Source organism: Allobosea sp. P4_C6 (genome assembly GCF_056402015.1).
Window position 1 is genome coordinate 1 of record NZ_JBFUIF010000056.1, and the last position, 19,957, is coordinate 19,957.

Consider the following 19,957-nt stretch of genomic DNA (forward strand, 5'->3'; position numbering starts at 1 on the left):
CTACAAGCCAGCCGGAACTCTTCACATGCCGGCTTATGTGGTTCTTCAATCCAGTTTCCACTGCGCTAACTGCAATCAGCAGCGCAGATCGAGGCGAGCCTCCATTCGCCAGATAACAAGCTTCCCGCAGCAACTCGTGCGCTAACGGCTCCTCAACGCCTTCCGAACTCCATAGGAGAGCCATGCGCTCTTCATGCCCCGCCCCCCATTTGACGCCGCCCAACGCACTCGTTTCAAAATCCTCACGGGGCGCCTTAACATGCTTGTGGTAGTCCTCACGCCCCAACGCCCAATATAGACTAGGCGAATATTCAAATAGGGCATGAGCCCCAGGCGAAGCTTGTTCCCAACGCAGAAGTTTGATGAAGCGGGAGAGGGTGGCGGTAAGATGCTCCCGAGCCCTTCCACATAGCGCTTGAATTTCGGGCGGGAGAAACTCGAAGGGAATGCCAAACCCATCGCGCATCGATCCGTCCGCTTCGATGTGAGTTTCGCCGTTAAGTCGATAAGGTAGCTTGAAGGGCATGGTAGCTGAGGCAAGATATCTGCGCTCTAGCTGAGCAGCTATAAAGTCCCTCTCCCATTCTGAGACCTCGAATGCTGCCGAGCATTGGACCTCAAGCCCCCTCTCCCCATTGTCTCGATCCCACTGACGCAGCCTGATTAAGCAATTGGGTGTTCCGGATGCCTCGAACTGAAGCTCCGTTGGAGGTGTTGCGTCGAAGGACATGCCGGGCGCCTTAGCGCTGAGCAGAAAGCTGACAATTGCCATAGGACCTACTTAGGTTGTTGTTCTTATCGCCCTATTCCGTCCCACCTTCACCGTATTCCCTTCGGTAACCCCTGCCATCTCTCTCGCCATAAAGTATGCGTGTCATGAGCCCCAAACAGGGTTCAGACGGTCCAGGCCGAGATACACTGAACTACGGCCCATTGCCTGACCCACCATTGAAAGCTTCTGACCTCCCTATCGATCTCATCGGCTTGCTGGAATGTAGGGACCGCTTGGACTTCTGGACCATCAGACCACCCTCCTCCGGTTGTCGGAATTGCCCTTTCTCCACGGTTGCCGGCCCCGCACATAGCCATGCGAGACTAGCCGATCAGCGTCCCTAGCGAGGGCATCTAGATCATGCAAGAGAGCCCTGATGGCCTCCCGAGCATCGCCGTTGAACTCGGCTAGAGCCGCGTCCACGTCAGCGTCGCTGATCGCCGGAGCTTCAGGCTCGCGTGAATTCTCATGTTCCATGGCTCGTCTCTGCATACGATCAAAATAGGAACATAAACCGAGAATGAGTCAAGATGCCTAGGAGGACCGTCTCCCTTTACTGACGCCCAAGCCCTCACGGGAACGCTCAAGCATATCCCGCGTTCTGCCTCCGTCCTATCGATATCATCAGGAGAACCGCCCATGCTCAAATCACCACTAACTGGTCTAGCGGGCCTTCTGGTGGCTCGCGAAGTCGCAAAGGGCACTCTCCCGGTCAAGCTCTCTGTGCCTCTCACGGTATTGATATCGCGGCTCCCGGTGCCGGCTCTCTTGCTCGGCGCGGCGGGCTATGGGGCCTATAAGTTGGCTAGTGCAGCCAAGGGGCACCGCAGGAAGCCGAGGACATCCAGTGGTCAGAGCGAACACCCATCAGGAGCCCAGGGTACCCGCAGGCAAACCAGCGCTGCTGTGCCTCGTAGGCGAGAAGCATGAGACCATCGCATAGGGGCTTTCGTCGTGGTATCCGACCGGTGTAGAAAACGGGCCAGCAGCAGACATATGATGCGTGAGGAAACCCTAGGTATATCGATACCTCCAACCTGACGACAGCCTCTATATCGCCCCAACCAACACGGACGGCGCTTCGCGCTCCCGGGGCGCCCAGGTAGCTCAGTTGGTAGAGCATGCGACTGAAAATCGCAGTGTCGGTGGTTCGATTCCGCCCCTGGGCACCATTTCTTTTCCTAAGCGTCTAGATCACCGTCTCTCTTTGGCTGATGCGGCCCGTATTCCGAACGGCCTGTCGAAGAGGGAGCAACGCCTTCTCCCAGAGACGTGCCCCCTCTCCGCCGGCGCTGGCGCCAGTCTCATCTTCGAGCGCCATGTCTGGCTGTCGCATTCCAAAGACGAGCGATTACGCTCCTAGAGGGAGCCGGCACGCTCGGCGGTTACGGCTGGATTAAATCGGCGTCAGGCTCGTGGACTATCGCACCAGGGCCATCGGCAGCACGACGGCCGTAAAGATGGCGGCAACGATTGCCGTCCTCGTCCAGATGGCGAGGACACGACTGCTCGGCAGCATGTGGGCCTCCCTGCATTTCTTGTTCGTGGGAGGACACCAGCACAGGATGGATACTGCGGCAACCAGGGTTTCGATGTCGAATTCTTACCCTGACCCGGCTCGGCCAAGCCTGCCCGAAAGCGGCGGGCGCCGTGTCGATCCGTTCGGAAAAAGCCGCTCGCCAAGGCGAGATCCAAAGATCCCGCGACCCGTCATCCACTGATCGCCGCGGAAGCCGTGCGGGCCTATCGTCGGCCTGGTCCGGCGTCTGTCGCGCCAGAACCCTAGCCCAAGCGTCTGTCGAGCATGTCGTCGATCCGCTCGACGATGCCTTGATGCTCAACCAGCAATTGCTGAAGCGGTCCCAGCGGCCTGAAGGCGGCCAGGTCCTGCTGCTCCTCGCCCTCGGTGCGCCAGGCCTCAATCGCGGCGTCCGCCGCGGCCAAGGCGTCTTCGGACGGGCCGCCTTCGGCGGAAGCGCCGGCCTCTTCGGCGATGCGGGTCGCAATCCGCCGGCGAAGCCGCAGCTCATGGGCGACGACGGCGTCGAGCTCATCGGTGTAGGCCATGGCGCCGAGGCCGCTCAGTGCACCGTCGCGAGGTCGTCGTCGTCGGGGTCGATCAGCTTCGCCAGGCCGAGCTGCTCCACCCCGTCCGTGAACTCCGCGAAAGCCTCGGCATCCGTGGCGAAACTGTCCTGCCAGACCGTCGAGCCGCCGTCCTCGTCGACGAGCTCAAGCGTCCAGCCATCGGTGCCACCGATCCTGTAGATCTCGACCTGAACGGTCACGCCATCGTCGGTGAAGCTCTGCGACAGGGGCGAACGAATGATGTCAGGAAAATCAGTCATTCCCGCAGCCTAGCAAATCGAAGTCTGGCTTGCAGCAAGGGATCGCACCCGTCGCTCAGTCGTCGCCATCGCGTGGCGCCGGCGTTTCCTCGGCTTCCTCGACCGGCTCGCCCGGAATCACATAGCTGCCCTTCAGCCAGCGGCCGAGGTCGATGTCGGCGCAGCGCTTCGAGCAGAACGGCCGATAAAGGGCGAGCGCTGGCTTCCCGCAGATCGGACAAGGCTTCGCGGCCGGCGCAGGCGTGTCGGTTTCAGTCATATTTGAGCGTGATGCCTCCATCGACGATGAGCTCGATGCCGGTGACATAGCGCGCTTCATCGCTGGCAAGGAAGAGGGCGGCATTGGCCACATCCCAGGCCTCGCCCATGTGCCCCATCGGCACCTGCGCCGCGCGCGCCGCCCACATCGCCTCGACATCCCCATCGCCATAGGCCTGCGCGAGGCCGGCCGAATGCTCGACCATCGGGGTCTTCATCAGCCCAGGCAGAATCGCGTTCACGCGGACCATCTGCGGCGCGAACTGTGCCGCTGTCGTGCGGGTCAGCTGGTTCAGCGCCGCTTTGGTCGCCGAATAGCTGGCATAGGGCACGCCGGTATGGCGGATCGAGGCGATCGACGAGATGTTGATGATCGAGCCGCCCTCGCCCGTCTCCTCGAACTGGCGCTGCATCACCGGGATGACGTGCTTCATGGCCAGGAATGCGCCGGTGAGGTTGACCTTGAAGACGCGGTCCCAGACCTCCTCCGGCAGATCGACGACGCTGCCGACCTCGGCGATGCCGACATTGTTGTCGAGTATGTCGATGCGGCCGTAGCGGCCGAGCGCGCGGCCGACGAGATCGGCCACCTGATCGGCTCTGGTGACGTCGGCCTGGACGGCAAAAGCCTGCCCGCCTTCATTCTGGATGATGGCGGCGGTTTCCTCGGCGGCGTCGCGGTTGATGTCGGCGCAGATCACCTTCGCGCCCTCGCGGGCGAAGATCGTGGCGGTCGCCTTGCCGTTGCCCCAGCCCGGGCCGATCGACCCCGCCCCGGCCACGATCGCGACCTTGCCTCTCAGACGTCCGGTCATTGCGTGTCATCCTCCGTCGCGCGCCTTGTCAGCCCGGCGCGCTTTGCCCCGTGAGGATCGGGCGTCGATCGCGAACAGGCAACCCCCGCCCTGCGATCAGGCTGCGTTCATCCAGCCGAAGCGGATCGGGAAGCCCTCGCCGCCGAGCAGATTGACCGTCTCGTAAAGCGGCAGGCCGACGACGCCGGTGTAGGAGCCCACCAGCTTGATCACGAAGGAGCCGGCGATGCCCTGGACGGCGTAACCGCCCGCCTTGCCGCGCCATTCGCCCGAGGCGAGGTAGTTCTCGATATCCTCGGTGGAGAGGCGCTTGAAACGCAGCCGCGTCTCGACGATCCGATCCCGGATCGCGCCCGACGGCGTCACCAGCGCCACGCCGGTGTAGACGCGGTGCGCCCGGCCCGAGAGCAGGCGCAGGCAGGCGGCGGCTTCGTCGACGATCTCGGCCTTGGGCAGGATGCGCCGGCCGACGGCGACCACCGTATCGGCGGCGACGATGTAGCAACCCTCGAGATCGGCCCGCGCCTTGGCGCCCTCGCGCGCAGCTTCCGCCTTCTCGCGGGCCAGGCGGCGGGCGAGATCGCGCGGCCGCTCGCCCTTATGCGGCGTCTCGTCGAGATCGGCCGGCAGCAGCGCATCCGGCTTCAGGCCCKCTTGCTCGAGCAAGGCAAGACGGCGCGGCGAAGCCGAGGCCAGCACCAGCATCGGCCGCCAGCCGGGATGTTTGGGGGAGGAGAACAGGCTCAAAAGGCTTCCCGACGCATTTCAGACGCCGAGACGACCGGCGCGGCATCAGCCTTAGAACATTTCGACGGCGCGATAAATCGGCAACCGAAACGCGCAAGATGCATGTCAGCCGCTTCTGCAATCGCTGGTTCTGCGCGTGGCGCATAAAAGCTGGGCGGGAGAACTGGTATACCACGGGTTGCCAAGCCCGCCTGCGGGCGGCAGACTCCATCCCCCTCGGCGTCACGCCGTTCATGACTGTGTTTCCGGAGTTCGCCCATGCCGAGTTCGCGCAAGCCATCGCGCTCCGCCGTCGCGGCTGGAGCGGATGCACAGGTGCTTGCCGCGCGTGTGATGGCCATGCAGGCGGAAGCCGGTATCACCATCGCCATGCGGATGCCGATCCTGCTGAAGGGCGCCTTCGGCGACAGCCGCGGCCAGCACGAGGCGACGAACGCCGTCATGGAGAAGCTCTCGGCCATGGTCGAGAGCAGCCTCGCCGCGACGCAGGCCGCCACGGCGTTCTGGTGGGGGCTTGCCCTCAACCCGCCCGGTCAGTTCGACATGGCTGCGGCAGCGGTCCGGGCTGCAGACAGTACGCTCGAACCCTTCGCACGGCGGACCCGTGCCAATGCCGCCAGGCTCAGCGGGAGCCGCCGCTAGCCCAATCGAGCGCGGCGACGTCCGGAAGGAAGACTTCAGACCGTATCTTGCGGTGCAGGCTCGGCGGCCCCGGCAACAGGCGCTGGCAGGCTGTGTTCGCGCTCTAGCTTGCGATAGCGCGCAACGCTCAACGGGATGAGCGCGAGATAGGCCACGACCACGAGGGACAGCACCTCGAAGGGATAGGCGAAGAGCAGCCCCGCCACGATCACCACTGCGACGAAGATCGGCAGGACCCGGTCGCGCGGGACGCGGGTGCCGAGCGTCTTGCCGGCATAGCAGGGGATGCGCGAGATCGTCAGGAAGGCGATGAACAGGATGTAGATGCCGACGAAGGGCGCGCCATAGTCCTGAACCGGCACGCCGATCGCCTGCAGATAGACCGGCAGCATCGCCGTGATCGCACCCGCGGGCGCCGGCATCCCGACGAAAAAGTTCTTCTGCCAGTCCGGCCGGTCCGGGTCGTCGATCATGACGTTGAAGCGCGCGAGCCTGAGCGCCATGGCGCAAGCGAGCGTCAGCACGATGATCCAGCCGAACGACTTCAGGTCGTGCAGGACGAAAATCCACAGCACATAGCCGGTGGCGACGCCGAAATTGACGAAATCGGAGAGCGAATCGAGCTCGGCGCCGAAGCGCGAGGTGCCCTTGAGCATGCGGGCCAGGCGGCCGTCGACGCCGTCCAGGGCCGCAGCGATCAGGATGCAGATCGTCGCGGTCTCGAGCTTGCCTTCGACCACAAGGCGCATCGCCGTGAGCCCGAGGCAGAGCGCTAGCAACGTGACGACGTTCGGCGCCAGCAGCCGGAACGGGATCGGCTTGAAGCGGGCGCGCCGGGACTCGACGCGCTCGGGTTCGAAGGGGGGAAACAGATCGCTCATGCGAGCCGAAATACGCGGTTTCGCGAGCGGGCGCTAGCGCGGGGCGGAGCGATGGGGCACGCCGTCCCCACCCTGCCTCTCAGATATCGCGGAAGCTGCGCGCGACCGGCTCGTTGCCGCTCATGTCGGCCAGCACCGTCTCCCCGGCGATCGCGGTCTGGCCTTCGCCGACCAGCGGCACGACATGCGCCGGCAGATAGACGTCGACGCGCGAGCCGAAGCGGATGAGGCCGAAGCGCTCGCCGGTCGCCAACGTGTCGCCCTGCTTGACGAACGGGACGATGCGGCGGGCGATCAGACCGGCGATCTGCACGACGCCGACGATGCCTGAGGAGGTCTCGATCGCCAGCGCGTTGCGCTCGTTGTCGTCACTCGCCTTGTCGAGCTCGGCATTGAGGAACAGGCCCGGCGTATAGGCGATCTTGGCGATACGGCCCGGAACCGGCGCGCGGTTCACATGGCAGTCGAAGACATTCATGAAGATCGAGACGCGGGTCATCGGCTCGGCCGGCAATTCGAGCTCCGGCGGCGGCAGGGCCGATGCGATCTGGCTGATCCGGCCATCGGCCGGGGAGATCACGAGACCTTCGCGCTGGGGCGTGACCCGGACGGGGTCGCGGAAGAAATAGCAGATCCAGACCGTTATGATCGCGCCGATCCAGCCGAAGGGCGACCAGAGATTGGCGAGCACGATGGTCGCGACCAGCCCGATGGCGATGAAGACATAGCCCTCCTTGTGGATGGGCACGATCACCTTGCGGACGGAATCGACGAGGGACATGAGGCGGGTTTCCGTTAGGCTGTCGGCGCGCCGGGCGCACATCAATTGCATTGCCGCAGCGGCGGTGCCGGCCGCGGCGTTGCGCTGATTTAGGGCGTTCCGGCCCTCAGGGAAAGCCCGGAAACTGCGACATCGCGACAGATGCACCGTTCAAAAGGCGCAAAAGCCGGAACCGTCCCAGCCCGCACCCGTTCACCAGCCAAGGAAAGCCATCCAGACAGGAGCGAGCCATGGCGAAGGCAACGGCCAAAACCGGGACGACCAAACGGGTTGCAGCAGCCGTCCAGCAACAGCGGCGAATCCAGAAGCAGGTCGCGCAGGCCGAACGCGCGCGGCCGAAGCAAAAGACCGAGGCGATGCAGGCCGGCGCCCGCGCCTATCCCGTTCCGCCGTTCAGGAAACAGCATCAGGCCAAGCCGGGCAGCGAAGCGCAGCTCGACCCGGCGCCGATGTACGACGCCCCGTTCTACAAGGGCTCGGGCAAGCTCGAAGGCCAGGTCGCGCTCATCACCGGTGGCGACTCGGGTATCGGGCGCGCTGTCGCCGTGCTGTTCGCGCGCGAGGGTGCGGATGTCGCGATCCTGCATCTCGACGAGACGCTGGATGCCGCCGCGACGGTCGAAGCTATCGTTTCAGAGGGGCGCAAAGCGATCGCGATCAAGGGCGACGTCCGTGATCCCGCCTTCTGCCGAAAGGCGACCAAGGAAGTGGTCAAGCGATTGGGCAAGCTCGACATCCTCGTCAACAACGCGGCTTTCCAGGTTCATGCCGCCAATTTCGAAGATCTCACGGAAGAGCATTTCGACACGACGATGAAGACCAATCTCTATGGCTACTTCCACATGGCCAAGGCCGCGGTGGAGCACCTGCCGCATGGCGGCGCGATCGTGAACACGGGTTCCGTCACCGGGCTCGACGGCAGCAAGGACCTGATCGACTACGCCACGACAAAGGGCGGCATCCATGCCTTCACGCGTTCGCTTGCGGCGCATCTGGTATCGCGTGGCATCAGGGTCAATGCGGTGGCGCCCGGGCCGGTATGGAGCCCGCTCAACCCCACGGACAAGACGGCGGAGGACGTCGCCCAGTTCGGCGCCAAGGTCCCGATGAAGCGGCCGGCCCAGCCGGAGGAGATCGCTCCGGCCTATGTCTTCCTCGCCTCGCGCCAGTGCTCCAGCTACATCACCGGCGAGGTGCTGCCGATCATCGGCGGGTACTGAACTGCCGGACAGCCGTGGTTCGCGCTAGGCGAGCCTCGGCATCTGGACAAACCGCACGGCCGCCTTCCAGGTGACGAAGCCGAACACGAACAGCACGAAGCTCTCGGCGATGGCGAAGGGCGGCTCGGACTGGGTCGGCGCCAGCGCCCGCAGCGCAGGAATCTTGGCGAACATCTGCGCCACCAGCACGAAGACCAGCAGGTAGAAGGTCAGCATCGCCGTGATCGCGTAGGTCCGGCGCCAGGGCCCTTCCAGCCTGCGCCCATACAGCGCGAAGCCGGCGATCGCGACGAGCACGAGCGAGATCGCGCCGACGATGTGGGACGGCAGGATGCCGTTGAACGGAAAGCCGAAACCGGTCGCGCTGGTCGCGAAGGCGGTGGACAGGAACACGCCGGTCCAGCCCGGCCGCGTATGCCCCTGCAACAGCCCGGCCGCGACCGGGAATCCGGCGACGATGGCGATCAGGCTGAGCCAGGTATGAAAACCTACAAATGTCGTCGGATCGAACACAGTCGCCTTCCCCCGATGGCTTGGTCTGCCGGCGGAGCATGCAGGAAAGGCGATGAAGTTGCGAGAGGTTTTAAACTAGCCGGGAGGCCGCCGCGCCGCTTTCGAACGCAGCCGCTGTGATGCTCAGGACGTCAGGCTCACCCTGACGCTTTCGCCCTCGGCCTCGTTGGCACGCTGGAGCGTGGCCTTGGCCTCGTCGACCTCACGCTGGCGGTTCCACATGGCCGCATAGACGCCGTCCGCCGCGAGCAGGTCGCGATGGTGGCCGCGCTCGACGATGATGCCCTTGTCGAGCACGATGATCTCGTCAGCATTGACCACGGTGGAGAGCCGGTGTGCGATGACGAGCGTGGTGCGGCCTTCGCTGACCCGGTCGAGCGCGTCCTGGATCTCCTTCTCGGTGAAGGAATCCAGCGCCGAGGTCGCCTCGTCGAGGACGAGGACCGGAGGGCCCTTCAGGATGGTGCGGGCGATGGCGACGCGCTGCTTCTCGCCGCCCGAAAGCTTCAGGCCGCGCTCGCCGACCGAGGTCGCGTAGCCTTCCGGCAACAGACGGATGAAGCGGTCGATCTGGGCGAGCCGCGCAGCTTCCGCGACTTCTTCCATCGTCGCCTCGGGGCGACCGTAGAGGATGTTGTATCCGATGGTGTCGTTGAACAGCACCGTATCCTGCGGGACCATGCCGATGGCGGCGCGCAGGCTGACCTGCTGAATATCCGCGATCGGCTGGCCGTCGATCAGGATGCGGCCCTCCTGAGGCTCGTAGAACCGGAACAGCAGCCGCGAGATCGTCGACTTGCCGGCGCCGGACGGGCCGACGATGGCGACGGTCTGCCCCGGCAGGACCTTGAACGAGACGCCGCGCAGGATCGGCCGCTCCGGCACATAGGCGAAGTGGACATCCTCGAACGCGACCTCCCCGGCCCGGACATCCAGGGGCAACGCGCCGGGCTTGTCCTGGATCTCGGGGTCGCGGCCGATCAGCGAGAACATCTGGGCGATGTCGAGCGTCGCCTGCTTGATCTCGCGATAGACGGTGCCCATGAAATTCAGCGGCAGGTAGAGCTGAATCAGCATCGAGTTGATCAGGATGAGATCGCCGACCGTGTTCGTGCCGGCCTGGAAGCCGCGCACCGCCATCACCATCGAGAGCGTCAGCCCCACGGCGAAGATCGCGGCCTGGCCGAAATTCAGCCAGGCAAGCGAGGTGTAGGACTTGATCGAGTTGCGCTCGTAGCGCGCCATCGACTGATCGTAGCGCGCGGTCTCGCGGGCTTCCGCGCCGAAATACTTCACGGTCTCGTAGTTGAGCAGCGAGTCGATCGCCTTGGCGTTCGCGTCCGTGTCCGACTCGTTCATCGCCGAGCGGATGGCGATGCGCCATTCGGTCGCCTTGATGGTGTAGGTCATGTAGGCCGTGACCATCGTGACCAGAACGACGACGTAGCGCCAGTCGAATAGATAAAGCAGCACGGCGATGATCAGCACGACCTCGATGATCACCGGCACGAGCTGGTTGAGGCCGAGGCGCACCATCTCCTCGATGCCGTTGCGGCCGCGCTCCAGCACGCGGGTCAGGCCGCCGGTCTTGCGCTCCAAGTGGAAGCGCAGCGAGAGATGGTGGAGATGGCCGAAGGTCTGCAGCGCGAGCGTCCGCACCGCATGCATGAACACGGGCGCAAAGATGGCGTCGCGCAGTTGCACGAAGGCGGCCGAGCCGACGCGGGCGAGGCCGTAGAGGACCGTCAGCGCCAGCGGCGCGCCGACCAGCCAGGGCAGCCAGCTCTCCAGATTCGAATAGGTGCCGGCCAGGGCGTCGGTTACCCATTTGAAGCTGAACGGCACCCCCATCAGCACCAGGCGGCCCGCCACCATCAGGGCGAAGGCGGCAACGACGCGACCGCGCAGATCGGCGCGTTCCGCCGGCCAGAGATAGGGCCAGAGCGCGCGGAAGGTGGCGAAGAAGCCGGAACCCGGTTGGAGGATCGCGGAACGGGAGAAGCTCGGCGCCGGAGGCGGCGCTGACGGCAGGGACATTTTCAAACGATTCCAGTTGGTGCGCTCATATAGGCGCAATCGGACGCCAATGCATGGGGGAACGCGGTGCCATCTGCGCGCCCTTGCCCGAAAGCCGCCTTGCTCTCGCCGAAAGCCCGGTGTCTGATCCGGCTCAGAGCGCAAGGACGCTCACGACCGGGGACAGAAACAACCATGAGAGATCAGCATCTTATCGCCATGGGGCTCGGCGCCGCCGCCGCTCTCGTTCTGGCCACGCTGCCCGCCGCCGCGCAGGCCGGCAAGCCGCATGCGCAGGTCACCATCACCAATCAGCGCACCGTGCCGCTGACGAGTTTCGAGATCGCCACCGCCGGCGAGCAACCCCGTCTCGTCGCCAAGCTCGCCAAGCCGCTGGCGCCCGGCAAGAGCGTCGCGCTCAAGCTCAACAAGCCGCAGGGCTGTGCCTATACGGTGCAGGGGAAATTCGACGACGAGGCTGCCAGCGACGCCGACATGGATCTGTGCCGGGACCGCGTCATCCGCCTGACGGAGTGAGGCGACGAGCGCGTCATTCTCGGGCGGAGCGAAGCGCAGACCCGAGAGTGACGGGACGAAGAGGTAGGAGCCTTCTTCCGCAAGAGATGCCCGGGGCAAGCCCGGGCATGACGTTTCGGCGCCTCACGCCGTGGCGCCGGCCTTCACCAGCTTATAGGTGATCGAGTCGACCAGCGCCTGAAACGAGGCGTCGATGATGTTGGCGCTGACGCCGACCGTGGTCCAGCGCTCGCCCGTCTCGTCGCCAGATTCAATCAGCACGCGGGTGACTGCATCGGTACCACCCTGGAAGATACGGACCTTGTAGTCGACGAGGCGCAGGCCCCCGATCAGCGACTGGTAGCGGCCGAGATCCTTGCGCAGGGCGATGTCGAGCGCATTGACCGGGCCGGCATCGCCTTCGGCGGCCGAGATCAGCACGTCGTCACCGACCTTCACCTTCACGATCGCCTCGGAAAAGGTGACTAGCTCGCCCAGCGCATTGTAGCGGCGCTCGACATTTACCGCGAAGCGCTCGACCGCGAAATAATCCGGCACCTCGCCGAGGATGCGCTTCACCAGCAGGAAGAACGAGGCATCGGCTCCCTCGAAGGCGTAGCCTTGTGCCTCCTTGTCCTTGACCTCCTGCAGCACCCGGTTCAGTCGCGGGTCGTCGCGGCCGAGCGTGACGCCGATGCGCTCGAGTTCGGCGACGAGGTTCGACTTGCCGCCCTGATCGGAAACCAGGACCTTCCGGGTGTTGCCGGTCGCCTCGGGGGCGACATGCTCGTAGGTGCGCGGGTCCTTCAGCACCGCCGAGGCGTGGATGCCAGCCTTGGTGGCGAAGGCCGAGGCGCCAACGAAGGGCGCGTGGCGATTCGGCGCCCGGTTCAGCATCTCGTCGAGGGCGCGCGAGACATGGGCGAGGTCGGCGAGCTGCGCATCGCTGACGCCGAGTTCAAAACGGTCGCGATAGCGCTCCTTCAGCTTCAGCGCGCCGATCAGCGTGACGAGATTGGCGTTGCCGCAGCGCTCTCCCAAGCCGTTGAGCGTGCCCTGGATCTGGCGTGCGCCGGCCTCGATGGCCGCCAGCGAATTGGCGACGGCGCAGCCGCAATCATCATGCGCGTGGATACCGAGATTGTCGCCCGGCACGGTGTTCGTCACCTCGCGGACGATGGCGCCGACCTCGTCCGGCAGCGTGCCGCCATTGGTGTCGCAGAGCACGACCCAGCGGGCGCCGGCCTCATAGGCCGTGCGGGCGCAGGCGAGCGCATAATCGGGATTGGCCTTGTAGCCATCGAAGAAATGCTCGCAGTCGAGCATCACCTCGCGGCCGGCCGCCTTCGCCGCCTCCACGCTCTCGCGGATGCCGGCGAGGTTCTCCTCCAGCGAGATCTCGAGCGCGACATGGACGTGGTAGTCCCAACTCTTGGCGACGAAGACGATGGCGTCGGCCTTCGCCTCCAGCAGCGCCGCGATGCCGGGGTCGTTCGCCGCCGAGCGCCCTGCCCGCTTGGTCATGCCGAAGGCGGCGAACTTCGCCTGCTTCGTCGGCTTGTGCTCGAAGAAGGCGGTATCGAGCGGGTTGGCGCCGGGATAGCCGCCCTCGACATAATCGACGCCAAGCCGATCGAGCAGGGCGGCGACGGCGCGCTTGTCGTCGAGCGAGAAATCGACGCCGGTGGTTTGGGCGCCGTCGCGCAGCGTCGTGTCGAAGAGCTGGACGCGAGCGCCCGTCATCGCTCGCGCCGGAGCTTGAAGCGAACGACGCGCGGCACGACCATCGCCAGCATGACCAGCTTGATGGCGAAGGAAAGCGAGCCGGCAGGGCGGATCTTCGGGCTCATCGCTTCACCTCCCAGGTGGTCGTCGGCTCGCCAGTTGTGGCTTCCTTACCGTCCTTCAGCGCGATGCCCATGACGGCAAGTTCGTCGCGGATGCGATCGGATTCGGCGAAGTTTTTCGCGCGGCGGGCAGCGAGACGGGCCGCGATCAGGCGTTCCACCTGCTCTTCATCAATCGCCAGAGCTGCCTTCTTGTTCGCTTTCCAGACGGCTGGATCGTGGTTTAGGAGCCCCAGCACGCGCGCAGCCGCAACAACGGCTGACGCCGTAGCTGGATCACGTATATCCCAGCCCAATACATCGCCGGCCATCATCGCGCCGGCGGTACTTGAAGAAAACAGCGGATGTAGTTGAGCGACCGCAGCGACCGTATTCAGATCGTCGAACAAAGGTTCAAGAACAGCACCAATAGGGGCTGCCTTATCGTCGATCGGCGTTCCCTCAAGCCATTCATACCACCGGTCCAGCGTCTTCTCCGCCTCCTCCAGCGCTTTCACCGTCCAGTCGATCGGCTGGCGATAATGGGTCTTGAGCATCGCGAGGCGCAGCACCTCACCCGGCCAGGTCCGGCCGCCGAAAGTCTCCGTCGCCAGCAGTTCGTTGATGGTGACGAAGTTGCCGAGGGACTTCGACATCTTCTCGCCTTCGACCTGCAGGAAGCCGTTATGCATCCAGATATTGGCCATGCGGGCTGAGCCCTCCCCGCCGCCGAAGGCGCAGCAGGACTGGGCGATCTCGTTCTCRTGRTGCGGGAAGAYSARATCGAKGCCGCCRCCRTGGATGTCGAAGACGTTCTTGGCCGGGTCGTCGCAAGCAAGCCCGCCGCCGAAGGGCGTCAGCAGCTTCGCCATCGACATGGCCGAGCACTCGATATGCCAGCCGGGGCGGCCGGGCGTGGCGATGCCGGCCGGGGACGGCCAGCCGGGGTCGATGCCATCACGGCTCGGCTTCCACAGGACAAAATCCATCGAGTCGCGCTTGTAGGGCGCGACGTCCACCCGCGCGCCGGCCAGCATCTCGTCGAGCGAGCGGCGGGCGAGCGTGCCGTATTTCGGCGCCTTCGTCAGATGGGAGACCGCGGGCACATGGAACAGCACATGCTCTTCGGCGACATAGGCGACGCCGCGCGCGATCAGGCGCTCGATGATCGCCTTCATCTCCTCGATATGCTCGGTCGCCCGTGGCTCGCTCGTTGGGCGCAGGTTGCCGAGCCCATCCACATCGGCGTGGAACTGCGCCGTCGTGGTCTCGGTGACCTTCGCGATCGCCTCGTTCAGCGGCAGGCCGGGGAAATCGCGGGCGGCGCGCGCATTGATCTTGTCGTCGACGTCCGTGAGGTTGCGGGCATAGGTGACGTGATCCGGCCCATAGATGTGCCGCAGCAGCCGGTAGAGCACGTCGAAGACGATGACCGGGCGGGCATTGCCGATATGGGCGTAGTCGTAGACCGTCGGGCCGCAGACATACATCCGCACATTCGACGGATCGATCGGCGCGAAGTCCTGCTTCGTCCGCGTCAGCGTGTTGTAGAGCCTCAGGGTCGGCGACATCGGGGCTAAATCCTGAAAACGAACGAAACGGCGAAAAGCAAAAAACGACCTGGCCGCTGGCCGGGGCGCTTTTGTCGGTTCGTTTTCAGGACGAGGACGTGAGCAGCCGGCCAGCGAAAGCTAGCGGCAAATAATGCAAGGGCTGTTGATGGCGGCTCGCGTCATGGGAAGAACTGATTGCCTTTCCGCAAGCTTTCCGTCAAGAGGGCGGCCGATTGCTGCAATGCAGCATTGCACCAAGGTTGCCGCGCTTCATTCAAATTTAACCGGCCGGAACCATCATCCCGATTCGCGGGTTCTCCGCCGGTCGTCACCAGGAAACTCAATTCATGCGCCGCGCCGTGGCCTTCGTCGGACTGCTGGGGATCGTTGCCGCCGGCATCTCGCTCTCGGTGATGCCGTCCAGCCGCTCGGTGGCCGCCGCCAACGAGCCGCGCACCTTCCTGATCCCGGCCAGCGACGGCTACGGCGTCGCCGACTGCATCTCCACCAAGGCGGAATGCGGCAAGATCGTCGCCACCGCCTGGTGCGAATCCCAGGGCTTCGGCAAGGCGGTCGCCTTCGGCGTCGCCGACCGCGAGGATTTCACGGGCACGGTCGCGCGGCCGAGCCCGACGCAGGTGGCCGAGCAGCCGCTCAGCATCACCTGCAGCGATTGATCGCCCTTCCGCTCACTTGATCCACTCCGAGCATTTCGGCGGTTCGCCGGATGCGCCCCAGGGCATGATCGGCACGGTCGAGGTCGAGTTCTGCGGCGAGCCGTCGATCAGCTTGTCGGTATAGACCAGATAGACCAGCACGTTGCGCTTGGCGTCGCAGCCGCGCACGATCTGCATCTTCTTCCAGACCAGCGAGCGGCGCTCGCGGAAGACGACATCGCCCTGCTCCGCCTTCTCCTTGAACTTGATGGGGCCGACCTGGCGGCAGGCGAGCGAGACCTCGGAGACTTCCTCGGCTACGCCGAACATGCCGGATACGCCGCCCTTCTCGGGCACGGTGTAGTGGCAGGCGACGCCATCGATGATCGGATCGTCGACGCCGTAGACGGCGAGCTTGTCGTTAGGGGTCAGCATCTTCCAGACCGTCGACTTGCGGAAGATCAGATCCTCCTGCGCCGTGGCCGGCGACAGCATCGTTCCTGACAGGGTGAGGGCCAGCACGGCCAGGACCCAACGACGAAGCAGCATTCCCATTCTCCCGGCGCGTTTCAGCTTGGCGCCCGGCAGGATATGGGAAGCCCGCAGGCACTGCACCAGAGTTCTGAGGGTGTGCGCTGTCGCCTCATCGAGAAGGATCGCTTCGTGCTGCCAGAACTGGAAAGCGAGAGACTGCTGCTGCGCCCGCGCCGGCTCGACGACATCGATACTATCGCCCGCATGAACGCCGATCCGCAGGTGATGCGCCATATCGCGGCTATCGGCGATCCGGCGATGGGGCGAGACGCGGTGGCGGCACGCAGCTTCAGCCATGTCGCGCAGGGGCTCGGCTACTGGTCGGTCTTCGCCAGGGCGGACCCGGCCGAGTTCACCGGCTATGTCGGCCTCATTCCGGATGGCGAGCCCGTGGACGATGTCCAGCTCAGCTATCGCTTCGAAGTGCGCCACTGGGGCAAGGGCTATGCCGGGGAAGCGGCGATATGCCTGCTGCACCATGCGTTCGGCACGCTCGGTTTCCCGGCGATCGCCATCACGACCCATCCGCTCAACAGCGCCTCGCTGCGTCTGGCGGAGCGGCTCGGCTTCGAAGCCGAGCCGTCCGACCCCGATATCCTCATCGGCGAACCGGCGGTGCCTGCCGCCTGTCTCAAGCTCACGCTTGGCGATTGGTTGAAGCTCAGCTCGCCAGAGGCTTGAAGACGAGATAGGCCGCGACGAGCGCGCCGACGACGCCGAGCGCGAAGAGGACGAGCTTCAGCCGCGTCATCGCGCTGGCGAAGGCGACATTGCCGCCATCGACCTGGGGGTAACGGTCGAGCAGGCGCGCCACAGCGAAGTTCTCGGCGACATCGCAGAGCCCACCGAGCAGCCAGCCCCCGCCGCAGAGCGCCGCCACCCACCAGGGCTGCCCGCGCATGCCGAGCCCGACGATCAGCAGCGCGCCGACGATCGCATAGGTGAAGGCGCAGGCGACATCGGCCGGCAGCACGCGGTTGCGGTAGCGGGCGCGAATTTTCTCGCCATAGAGCGAGAACAGCTTCTCGACATCGGCGACGTTGTAGCCATCCCAGTCGCTCTCCAGCATGCGCGGCACGCCCTGCCGGTTCGACCAGAAGCCGACCGCCCAGAACAGCACCACCACCAGCACCGGGCCCCAGATGAAGAAGGCGAGCGGTATGGTGGTCGAATAGAACGGCACGGTCTCGGTCATGGCATCTCGGCTCTCGCGGCAGACATCGGCGCTTCCGGATCAGGTTATCCGGCGCGCGGGCCGCCGCCAAGCACGGCAAGCCCGCCTTCCCGGCTCAGAGCAACTCTTCCGGTGGAAGCAGGTCGAGGCGGCGCAGCTCGACGCGCGTCTGCTGCGAGTCGAACAGCAGGAAATACTCGTCGAGCTGCGGCGGAGGGACTTCGGTGCCGGCCAGCATCGCATGGGCCTGGCCACGATGGTGGATCTGATGCTGGAAGAGATGCGCCAGCAGGTCGTCGATCCGCTCCTCGATCGCGCCATGCTCGCCGCGGTCGGTGGCGACGGTGGAGCTGAAAGTGGCGTCCGTGAACCCGTCGCAGACGGCGATCAGGCGGCGGTCGGCCACGGTCTGCGCCTGGAACAGCCCGCTCAAGTCGAAGGGTCGGAAGCGCTCGAACACCTGCCGGCCAAGCCCGCCGCGTTCGAGCGCGTCGATGTAATAGAGATCGACCATCAGGTTGTGGTTCAGCGTCTCATGCAGCGAGGGGAAGAAGCTCGTGCGCGTCGCCGTGAACGCCTCGTCGCCGAGCCGCATGCAGGCCGAGAGCAGCCGCCAGTTCGCCCAGGCGTTGTTATGCGCCATCTTGCGGAAATGGGCGCTCAACGGCCCATGGCGGCCCGCGCTCTCAGACATCGCGCGGCTTAGACATGAGGCAGGATCTCCTGTTCGATCGCGCCGAAGATCGAATGCCCGGCGGCATCCTTCATCTCGATGCGGACCGTGTCGCCGAAGCGCAGGAACGGCGTCTGCGGCTCGCCCTGGCGAATCGTCTCGACCATGCGCTGCTCGGCGATGCAGGCATAGCCCAGCCCGCCCTCCGCGGCAGGCCTGCCGGGGCCGCCATCGGAATCGCGGTTCGAGACCGTGCCGGAGCCGATGATCGTTCCGGCGGAGAGGCGCCGCGTCGCGGCGGCGTGGGCGACGAGCGTGCCGAAATCGAAAGTCATGTCGACACCGGCATCGGGCTTGCCGAAGAGCGTGCCGTTAACCTGGGCCAGCAGCGGCAGGCTGAGCTTGCCGTCCTGCCAGGCGGAGCCGAGCTCGTCCGGCGTGACCGCGACCGGGGAGAAGGCCGAGGCAGGCTTTGACTGAACGAATCCAAAGCCTTTCGCTAATTCGCCGGGAATCCGATTCCGCAGGCTCACGTCGTTTGCGAGCATGATGAGCCGGATGTGCCCGAGCGCCTCGGCGCGGCTCGCACCCATCGGCACGTCGCCGGTCACGACCGCGATCTCGGCCTCGAAATCGATGCCGTCCTCCTCGCTGCGTGCCAGCACCGGCTGGCGCGGCCCGAGTGTGACGTCGCTGCCGCCCTGGTACATCAGCGGATCGGTCCAGAAACTGTCCGGCATGGCCGCGCCGCGCGCCTTCCGGACGAGATCGACATGGTTCACATAGGCCGAGCCGTCGAGCCACTGATAGGCGCGCGGCAGCGGCGCGGCGCAATGGTGCTCATGAAAGCGGAAGGACGGCACCGAGCCGTGCTCCAGACTCTCGGCAAGGTCGGCCAGACGCGGGGCATGGCGCTCCCAGTCGTCCAGTGCCGCCTGCAGGGTCGCGACGACGGGAAAGGCGTCGGTCGCCCGCGTCAGGTCCCGCGAGACGACGACGAGGCGGCCATCACGGCCATGCGAGAGCGAGGCAAGCTTCATCTCTTTTCATTCCTTCGCGGACGCGCCAATAAGGACGCAACAAGCCTTCGGGAGGAGACCATATGGAACGTCGCAGCTTTTTGAAAACGGGGGCGCTCGCCGCCGCGGCGACTTCGGTCGCGATGCCGGCGATCGCTCAGTCCCAGCCCGAGGTGAAATGGCGGTTGACCTCGAGCTTCCCGAAGTCGCTCGACACGATCTTCGGCACAGCGCAGCAGTTCTCGAAATACGTATCCGAGGCGACCGACGGCAAGTTCGACATCCAGGTCTTCGCACCCGGCGAGATCGTGCCCGGCCTGCAGGCGCTCGATGCCGTCTCCTCCGGCACGGTCGAATGCGCGCATTCCCCCACCTATTTCTACATCGGCAAGGACCCGACGCTCGGGCTCGGCACCGGCATCCCCTTCGGCCTCAACGCCCGCCAGCAGCATAGCTGGTGGTATTTCGGCGGCGGCGAGCAGATCGTGAACGGCGTGCTCGACCGCTTCAATGCCTATTCGATCCCCTGCGGCAATTCCGGCTGCCAGATGGGCGGCTTCTTCCGCAAGGAACTCACTGGTCTCGACGACCTCAAGGGGCTGAAGTTCCGCATCGGCGGCATGGGCGGCGCGGTTCTCGCCAAGCTCGGCGTGGTGCCGACGCAGATCGCGCCCGGCGACGTCTATCCGGCGCTGGAGCGCGGCACGATCGACGCGGCCGAGTTCGTCGGCCCCTATGACGACGAGAAGCTCGGCTTCATCCGCGTCGCGAAATACTACTACTACCCCGGCTGGTGGGAGGGCGGCGCAATGCTGCACCTGATCATCGGCAAGGATGCCTGGGCCAAGCTGCCGAAGCACTATCAGGCCATCGTCCAGAACGCCTGCGAAGCGGCCAACAACTGGATGCTGGCGAAGTACGACTTCGTGAACCCCGGCGGCCWGCGCCAGCGCATCGCGATCGCGCGTGCCATCGTGCGCCGGCCGGGCTTCGTGATCGCCGACGAGCCGGTC

The 19,957-nt window shown here is 65.2% G+C and carries 22 protein-coding genes and 1 tRNA gene; 7 read left to right on the plus strand and 16 right to left on the minus strand.

Annotated elements, in window-relative coordinates; genetic code table 11:
* Window positions 1–730: hypothetical protein (locus AC1DVA_RS23620; RefSeq protein ID WP_476807476.1), on the minus strand; the 730-nt coding region annotated here is incomplete at its 3' end.
* Between the two features lie 1,138 nt (window positions 731–1,868).
* On the opposite strand from AC1DVA_RS23620, the gene AC1DVA_RS23625 reads away from it, so the two are divergent.
* Window positions 1,869–1,944, plus strand: a tRNA-Phe gene (locus AC1DVA_RS23625).
* Between the two features lie 610 nt (window positions 1,945–2,554).
* On the opposite strand, the gene AC1DVA_RS23630 is transcribed toward AC1DVA_RS23625, so the two are convergent.
* The 5 genes from AC1DVA_RS23630 to AC1DVA_RS23650 all read right to left on the minus strand — a co-directional run bounded on the left by AC1DVA_RS23630 (window position 2,555) and on the right by AC1DVA_RS23650 (window position 4,898).
* Window positions 2,555–2,839 (minus strand): hypothetical protein, encoded by a 285-nt coding sequence (locus tag AC1DVA_RS23630; protein WP_265052651.1) that lies wholly within the window; start codon window positions 2,837–2,839, stop codon window positions 2,555–2,557.
* A 14-nt stretch (window positions 2,840–2,853) separates the two neighbouring features.
* On the minus strand, window positions 2,854–3,120 hold the full coding sequence (locus AC1DVA_RS23635) for a hypothetical protein (RefSeq protein WP_265052650.1): 267 nt from the start codon (window positions 3,118–3,120) through the stop codon (window positions 2,854–2,856).
* A 55-nt stretch (window positions 3,121–3,175) separates the two neighbouring features.
* Window positions 3,176–3,379, minus strand: a complete 204-nt coding sequence (yacG, locus tag AC1DVA_RS23640; protein WP_265052649.1) for a DNA gyrase inhibitor YacG — start codon at window positions 3,377–3,379, stop codon at window positions 3,176–3,178.
* The gene (locus AC1DVA_RS23645) at window positions 3,372–4,193 is read right to left on the minus strand and encodes an SDR family NAD(P)-dependent oxidoreductase (protein ID WP_265052648.1); all 822 of its coding nucleotides are present in this window, start codon (window positions 4,191–4,193) and stop codon (window positions 3,372–3,374) included. The genes yacG and AC1DVA_RS23645 overlap by 8 nt, the downstream gene beginning before the upstream one ends.
* A gap of 96 nt (window positions 4,194–4,289) precedes the next feature.
* Window positions 4,290–4,898, minus strand: coding sequence for a Maf-like protein (locus AC1DVA_RS23650; protein WP_476807482.1), 609 nt, complete (start codon window positions 4,896–4,898; stop codon window positions 4,290–4,292).
* Window positions 4,899–5,198: 300 nt separating this feature from the next.
* Between AC1DVA_RS23650 and AC1DVA_RS23655 the strand changes: the two genes are divergently transcribed.
* A complete protein-coding gene (locus AC1DVA_RS23655) occupies window positions 5,199–5,582 on the plus strand; it encodes a hypothetical protein (protein ID WP_265052647.1) in 384 nt (127 codons plus the stop codon).
* Between the two features lie 35 nt (window positions 5,583–5,617).
* On the opposite strand, the gene AC1DVA_RS23660 is transcribed toward AC1DVA_RS23655, so the two are convergent.
* Both AC1DVA_RS23660 and AC1DVA_RS23665 read right to left on the minus strand, forming a co-directional pair.
* Window positions 5,618–6,463 carry a CDP-alcohol phosphatidyltransferase family protein gene (locus AC1DVA_RS23660; RefSeq protein ID WP_265052646.1) on the minus strand — a complete coding sequence of 282 codons (846 nt, stop codon included), beginning with the start codon at window positions 6,461–6,463 and terminating at the stop codon, window positions 5,618–5,620.
* Between the two features lie 79 nt (window positions 6,464–6,542).
* On the minus strand, window positions 6,543–7,286 hold the full coding sequence (locus AC1DVA_RS23665) for a phosphatidylserine decarboxylase (RefSeq protein WP_265052645.1): 744 nt from the start codon (window positions 7,284–7,286) through the stop codon (window positions 6,543–6,545).
* A gap of 188 nt (window positions 7,287–7,474) precedes the next feature.
* Here AC1DVA_RS23665 and AC1DVA_RS23670 point away from each other — a divergent pair, with 188 nt between their 5' ends.
* A complete protein-coding gene (locus tag AC1DVA_RS23670) occupies window positions 7,475–8,464 on the plus strand; it encodes an SDR family oxidoreductase (protein WP_476807477.1) in 990 nt (329 codons plus the stop codon).
* A gap of 24 nt (window positions 8,465–8,488) precedes the next feature.
* Here AC1DVA_RS23670 and AC1DVA_RS23675 read toward each other — a convergent pair whose 3' ends face one another.
* Both AC1DVA_RS23675 and AC1DVA_RS23680 read right to left on the minus strand, forming a co-directional pair.
* The gene (locus tag AC1DVA_RS23675) at window positions 8,489–8,977 is read right to left on the minus strand and encodes a hypothetical protein (protein ID WP_265052643.1); all 489 of its coding nucleotides are present in this window, start codon (window positions 8,975–8,977) and stop codon (window positions 8,489–8,491) included.
* A 123-nt stretch (window positions 8,978–9,100) separates the two neighbouring features.
* Window positions 9,101–11,014, minus strand: a complete 1,914-nt coding sequence (locus AC1DVA_RS23680; protein ID WP_476807478.1) for an ABCB family ABC transporter ATP-binding protein/permease — start codon at window positions 11,012–11,014, stop codon at window positions 9,101–9,103.
* Between the two features lie 174 nt (window positions 11,015–11,188).
* Between AC1DVA_RS23680 and AC1DVA_RS23685 the strand changes: the two genes are divergently transcribed.
* Window positions 11,189–11,530, plus strand: a complete 342-nt coding sequence (locus tag AC1DVA_RS23685; RefSeq protein ID WP_265052641.1) for a hypothetical protein — start codon at window positions 11,189–11,191, stop codon at window positions 11,528–11,530.
* A 123-nt stretch (window positions 11,531–11,653) separates the two neighbouring features.
* Here AC1DVA_RS23685 and cimA read toward each other — a convergent pair whose 3' ends face one another.
* Both cimA and cysS read right to left on the minus strand, forming a co-directional pair.
* Window positions 11,654–13,252: a citramalate synthase gene (gene cimA, locus AC1DVA_RS23690; protein ID WP_265052640.1), complete on the minus strand. Its 1,599-nt coding sequence runs from the start codon at window positions 13,250–13,252 to the stop codon at window positions 11,654–11,656.
* A 103-nt stretch (window positions 13,253–13,355) separates the two neighbouring features.
* On the minus strand, window positions 13,356–14,906 hold the full coding sequence (gene cysS, locus AC1DVA_RS23695; RefSeq protein ID WP_476807479.1) for a cysteine--tRNA ligase: 1,551 nt from the start codon (window positions 14,904–14,906) through the stop codon (window positions 13,356–13,358).
* Window positions 14,907–15,235: 329 nt separating this feature from the next.
* Between cysS and AC1DVA_RS23700 the strand changes: the two genes are divergently transcribed.
* Window positions 15,236–15,565, plus strand: a complete 330-nt coding sequence (locus tag AC1DVA_RS23700) for a hypothetical protein (RefSeq protein WP_265052638.1) — start codon at window positions 15,236–15,238, stop codon at window positions 15,563–15,565.
* Window positions 15,566–15,577: 12 nt separating this feature from the next.
* Here AC1DVA_RS23700 and AC1DVA_RS23705 read toward each other — a convergent pair whose 3' ends face one another.
* A complete protein-coding gene (locus AC1DVA_RS23705) occupies window positions 15,578–16,093 on the minus strand; it encodes a CreA family protein (RefSeq protein ID WP_442864929.1) in 516 nt (171 codons plus the stop codon).
* 114 nt (window positions 16,094–16,207) lie between these two features.
* Between AC1DVA_RS23705 and AC1DVA_RS23710 the strand changes: the two genes are divergently transcribed.
* The gene (locus AC1DVA_RS23710) at window positions 16,208–16,759 is read left to right on the plus strand and encodes a GNAT family N-acetyltransferase (protein WP_476807480.1); all 552 of its coding nucleotides are present in this window, start codon (window positions 16,208–16,210) and stop codon (window positions 16,757–16,759) included.
* On the opposite strand, the gene AC1DVA_RS23715 is transcribed toward AC1DVA_RS23710, so the two are convergent.
* From AC1DVA_RS23715 to AC1DVA_RS23725, 3 genes are all read right to left on the minus strand, one after another.
* Window positions 16,740–17,273: a hypothetical protein gene (locus tag AC1DVA_RS23715; RefSeq protein WP_265052636.1), complete on the minus strand. Its 534-nt coding sequence runs from the start codon at window positions 17,271–17,273 to the stop codon at window positions 16,740–16,742. The two genes, AC1DVA_RS23710 and AC1DVA_RS23715, sit on opposite strands and share 20 nt — an antisense overlap.
* Before the next feature lie 94 nt (window positions 17,274–17,367).
* Entirely contained in the window at window positions 17,368–17,946 is a 579-nt protein-coding gene (locus AC1DVA_RS23720; protein ID WP_265052635.1) for a DinB family protein, read from the minus strand.
* Window positions 17,947–17,954: 8 nt separating this feature from the next.
* A complete protein-coding gene (locus AC1DVA_RS23725; protein ID WP_265052634.1) occupies window positions 17,955–18,965 on the minus strand; it encodes a fumarylacetoacetate hydrolase family protein in 1,011 nt (336 codons plus the stop codon).
* A 62-nt stretch (window positions 18,966–19,027) separates the two neighbouring features.
* Here AC1DVA_RS23725 and AC1DVA_RS23730 point away from each other — a divergent pair.
* The coding region (locus AC1DVA_RS23730) for a TRAP transporter substrate-binding protein (protein WP_476807481.1) at window positions 19,028–19,957 on the plus strand (930 nt) is incomplete at its 3' end.